Below are 4,661 nucleotides of genomic sequence, written 5' to 3' on the forward strand. Positions count from 1 at the left end.
TAGGCGAACACATCTTCCAGGGTACGAAGCCGCAGACCAGGACGGTCGGGGACAGCAAAGCCCCGGCCCGCGAGCAGTCGGCGGATCTCACCGACAGCACGGGTGATGGTTGAGCGATCGACGCCGAACAGCACACCCAGGACCGCGTGTGGCAGGTCGTGCCGCAGGTGGATGAGCGTGGCTGTCAGCCAATCCACGAAGACCAGCTGATGCCGGGCACCGGCACCCGGTGCACGCTTCCTCGCCCCGCCCCTCGCCTGAAACCGACGCCCCTCAAGCCCGACCACCCACCCTCTGGCCAACTCCCCGACCAAAGACGACAGATGAGCTGTCGAAATCCCCGTGAACAACGGATGCGTCAACACCGAACGGTCAGCCATACCCCTCACCAGCAGAGCATGCCCATCCGCTATCACGCACCAACTCGTAAGCCTTGGGCAGATACAACTCCCGGTCCACCAGGGCCCACCACAGCCGGTGGCGTATAGCAGGGGACACGAAAGCCGCTCGGCAACCCGCCCGAACAACCACTCCAACTCCGCCGCCCTACCATCCGGATCACCGCATGGAGACTCGAGCAAGGTCACGACGTCCGAGTGCGTACTCGTTCTGTCGCCCCCTCCCCCAGCCGGACGCCCCTTGCCCAGGACAGACCGAAGCCACGCCCTGATCACGCCAAGGCAAACGCCGCTTGATGTGGCACTACCCCGTGTAACGGTCGCCCGCACGACGGGATTTCAGCGAGCGAAAAGTCACTCGCGATATTTCACTCTAGATCACTAATGTCAACATTTGACCATTCTTCACAATTAGCGATGCCAGAAAGAGCCCGATCCTCCGCAATGGAATAGTTCCTCTCCATGAGTGACAGGAATAGAGATTCCATGGTTCTGCTGGAAAACCCACAGACGCATGTGGGGTGCTGATGGCGTGGGCAACTCACCATTACGAAGACTCCTACGTGGATATCCGCAAGCGGAGATTTCCGTCACTCCAGAATTACTCGCCCGCGGAGCTGCGAGGTGAGCAGACTGTACTCAGTCCTCAAGGTGGTCTGACGCCTGATCCCATCTCCGAACGGTCGTACGTCACATCATGGCAGCGGGCGCAGTGCGCGGACTTCCGACCTGAAGCGAGACAGATCAAGGCAGCGGAGCACTCAACGACGAAGCGGTGGATCACTCTGCCCTGCGTGGCGCGAGGCGGTCATTGCGGCTCTCCATAGGCCAGGATGGGCCAACTCGTTCCCATATCAAGCCAGTTAATAGACAGCAGACCGTGGCCACTTGAAGGTCTTAGCCCATCAGATTTAAGTTCATCTTGGGCTGCTAGCTCTGCTGGCTCATGTCTCCCGATCTAGATTCGACCCTGTCAGCAAGATCAGCGGAGACTACTTGCAGTCCGCCGTTTCGGCCTGGAGCGTGACAGCCCTAGCCACATGGGACCGTGCTGCGTCCCACCCCCGTTGAACAGACGCGCCATCGCAGGCAGACTGGTGGGGTGGCAACAGCTGAGGTTGGCAAAGGGCTCCTGGAGCGTGAGAACGAGCTAGGTGTACTGACCGGCATGGTTAGTACCCTCGTGACTGACGCACCAGGTTCTGCTGGCCGCGGCCGGGTTGTGGTCGTGGAAGGGCCTGCTGGCATTGGTAAGACACAGTTACTGGTGGCAGCACAAGATCATGCGGCTCGCACTGGCGTCCAGGTACTGCGGGCACGGGGGGTGCAGCTGGAGCAGGACTTTACTTTCGAGGGGGCTAGGCAGCTATTTCAACCGGTCTTGGAAAAGGCGGGAGCGCTAGAACGAGCAAAGCTACTTTCGGGAACTGCTGGACAGGCAGCCAGCCTCTTCACTGGCACTGTAACCAAGGGTAAAATATTCGATCAGGAGCTTGGTGACTTCTCGCTGTACCACGGCCTGTTTTGGCTCCTAAGTAATATTTGTCAGGCGGGTCCGGTACTGATAGTGGTGGACGATCTGCACTGGATGGATGCGGCATCGCTAAGATTTTTGCTGCACCTGTTGCCGCGCATGGAAGGTCTCCCGATGGCGATGGTCGGGGGGATGCGGCCTAGGGAAGCGGGTGCCCGCGAGTACCTGTTGGGGCTGCTGACGTCGGATAGCCAATGTTGGGTGATGCATCCGGCCGCGTTGAGTCGCCTAGCGGCAGGGCAGTTGCTGCAAAAGATCTTCGGACGGCAGCCGGAAGATGGATTCACGGAGGTATGCCAGCAGGCGACAGAGGGCAATCCTTTACTTTTGACAGAGCTAGCCGGCACGTTGGCTAATGAGGGACTACGACCGGTGACGGGAAATTCCGCGGCGGTGAAGGAGATCGGCCCGCAAGCCGTCACCCACCGGGTGGAACTTCGCTTGGCGGAAGTTGGCGAGGACAGCAGCCGGTTGGCCAGAGCAGCTGCGGTGTTCGAAGAAGGAGCCGCCCTGGAGTGGGCGGCAGGGGTGGCGAACCTGTCTGCACAAGCGGCAGCACGGGCCATGAGCGAGCTCGAGCGAGTCGACATGATCAGGGTCCGACCCTGGAGCACTGCAGATCCGCGAACCAGGTTTGACTTCGTGCACCCGTTGGTCCGAGCTGCGGTGGCAGAAAGTATGAGCCCTACTGAGCGCCAGCTAATGCATGCGCGAGTCGCAGACGTACTTGCCGAGGCCGGTGCCCCAGCCGAACAGATCGCAGCTCACCTACTCAAAGCTCCGCCACGGACGGCCAAGAGCGCAGCCGCCGAAGCCCTGCGTCGAGCCGCTGACATCTCCATGAACCGCGGCTATCCCGAAGCGGCCTACGCCTACCTGCGCCATTACATACACCAGCCGCACACAGACGCTGAGCGACTCGACCTGCTCGTTCGCCTGGGCACCGCTGCCCAGCAAGTGGACATGCCCGGTGCCGCGGACTATCTCAACGAGGCGCTCGCCCTAGCGCTCGACGATCATAAGCGAGCCGAGATCGCCGAGATGCTCGGACATGCGCTGCTGTACCTCGGTAAGGGCCGTGAGGCGTTCGAAGTGTGGAGCTCCAGCCTGACTCGTTTGCCCAACGACGAGATCAGCCTTCGGCGCACGCTGGAGGCGGATATCATCAACATCTCGTTCTTCGACCCCCAGGCGCACTACGCTTTGCAACGCTTGTCTGAGCTGCGGAAGTGGCCGGCCGACGAAAGCCTCGGCGGTCGCAAGCTAGATTGCCTCATCGCGCTGCATGATGCCTATGCCGCAGATCCATCTGCAGTGGTTCGCGCCCGCCGGGCGCTAAGTGACGGTACCTTGATCCAACAGGCTAGTGGCGACAGTCCCCTGGCCTGCGCATGGATTACACTCCAAGCCGCCGATGCCGATGAAGTAATGAGCAGCCTCGACGAGGCGGTTCAATACGCGCATCAACGCGGATCAGCAAGAGCTATAGCGCCCGCTTACTGCTTCCGAGGACTCGGCTGGCTTCAAAGAGGCCAACTAGCGGAAGCCGAAAGTGATCTCGCCACTGCACTAACAGCCGTGACTGCATCAAAACTCGAGATCGGGGTCCCGTTTGTCGTGAGCTATCGAGCTCAAACTCTGATAGAGGGTGGGCGCCTCGACGAAGCACAAGCCCTGTTGGACGAAGTTGACGCTACATCAGCATCGGCATACTTCCTTCTCACCTACAGCGCCGCAAAACTCCTGCGCCTCAAAGGCCAGTTCGAGCAAGCGTTGGCTTTGACACTTGCAGCGGGAGAGCGTTACGCGGCTCTTGGAGGCCAGAACCCGGCAGTGTGCCCGTGGATGTCCCAAGCGGCTCTCTGCCACAAGGCGCTAGGCGATCAGGCAAAGGCCGTGGAATACGCCGACAAGGAGTTGAAACTGGCCCGACGATGGGGTATGCCTCGCGCCTTGGGTCGGGCACTACGGATAGCGGGCGTCGTCCGTGGAGGCGAGGAGGGCCTGGCCTTGCTGCGTAAGGCACTGGCAGAACTTGCACCGTCCGCCGCCCAGCTGGAGCACGCCAAAGCTCTGGTCGACCTGGGTATTACTTTGCATGTTAACAAGGAGAGCCTTGCCGCCCGCCAACCTCTGGCCCAGGCTTGTGACATCGCTGCCCATTTGGGTGCAAAGCTAGTACTCGATCAAGCCCAGGCCGAACTGCACGCCGCTGGAGGTCGTCCCCGTCGCGTAGCGATGACAGGGGTAGAGGCTCTTACCCCCAGCGAGCGTCGCGTCGCAGATCTGGCAGCGGCGGGGCAGACCAACCGCGATATCGCCCAGCACCTCTTCATCACTCCTAAGACCGTAGAAACGCACCTCAGCAACTCATATCGCAAGCTAGGCGTCACCAGCCGACACGACATCGCCGCCGCCCTCGCCTCGGGCTCTGCTTCCTGACGTCCGCATTGAGTCGCGCACCATGGAAGAGAGGTGGCGAGGTCTTTGACCTGGCAAGGGTCGAGCCTACATCGACTTAAGTGAACGCCTGGCAGTCGTTGCGGCTCCCGGGCAGTGGCAGGCCGATCGCCACGACCAGGCGGCTGTTGGCGTCGATGACCGCCAGGTTGGTCGAGTACCGATAGTTCTTGTTCGAGGCCGCGACGTTGCGGTCGCGGGTGGGCACCAACGTTTCCGTCGACGATGTAGACGGTGTCCTTGCGCGGCCGCCGGGCCGGCGAGATCGC

2 protein-coding genes and 1 pseudogene are annotated in these 4,661 nt (G+C 61.2%); 1 reads left to right on the plus strand and 2 read right to left on the minus strand.

All coding sequences use genetic code 11. The annotated features are described in order from the left end of the window. The coding region (locus ACZ4NT_RS38710; RefSeq protein ID WP_467730107.1) for a helix-turn-helix domain-containing protein at positions 1-380 on the minus strand (380 nt) is incomplete at its 3' end. A gap of 1,120 nt (positions 381-1,500) precedes the next feature. Here ACZ4NT_RS38710 and ACZ4NT_RS38715 point away from each other — a divergent pair. Continuing rightward, positions 1,501-4,374, plus strand: coding sequence for an ATP-binding protein (locus ACZ4NT_RS38715; protein ID WP_467730109.1), 2,874 nt, complete (start codon positions 1,501-1,503; stop codon positions 4,372-4,374). An 82-nt stretch (positions 4,375-4,456) separates the two neighbouring features. Here ACZ4NT_RS38715 and ACZ4NT_RS38720 read toward each other — a convergent pair. Beyond that, positions 4,457-4,661 (minus strand): annotated as a pseudogene (locus ACZ4NT_RS38720) (IS5/IS1182 family transposase); the annotation flags it as partial.

The sequence above is a fragment of the Streptomyces sp. NPDC026417 genome (genome assembly GCF_055567695.1).